Below are 475 nucleotides of genomic sequence, written 5' to 3' on the forward strand. Positions count from 1 at the left end.
GCGGATGAACCGCTCCTGGGCGGCGGAGGGGTCGTGCCCGGCCACGGTCGGCGGGCGGCGCAGCAGCGGGCAGCCGCAGTCGGCGGCGGCGCCGTGTTCTGGGCAGCCGCGTGCGGTGAGCCGGTGCAGCTCGGCGGCGGTCGCGGTGGCCAGCAGCGCCCCGTCCTCGCCGGTGATCGCCACCGCCAGGCTCCCGCCGGGCGGGGCCTGCACGCCCAGGGCGCCGAGCCGGGCCATGAGCTCGCGGAGGTGGCCGGCGGTGATCGGGGTGCCGTTCACGCTCGGCCCCGTCTGGCTGCCGACGCCGCCCTGCCGGGCGACCGTACCGGCGCCCGCCCCGTCCAGGGCACCCAGGGGGGCCAGCACCGTGACGTGGCCGGTCATCGCGGGGCGGGAGGTGTCCCAGGGCCGCAGCACCAGCGCGGCGTGCGCCTCGGCCCGGAGCACCCCGATCGGGCGGTCGTCGCCACCGGTG

The 475-nt window shown here is 80.2% G+C and carries 1 pseudogene; it reads right to left on the reverse strand.

The window, feature by feature from the left end:
- A pseudogene (locus E9529_RS21515) lies at nucleotides 1-475 on the reverse strand (HNH endonuclease); the annotation flags it as partial.

The sequence above is a fragment of the Blastococcus sp. KM273128 genome (genome assembly GCF_021698975.1).
In the GTDB taxonomy this organism is placed as follows: domain Bacteria; phylum Actinomycetota; class Actinomycetes; order Mycobacteriales; family Geodermatophilaceae; genus Blastococcus.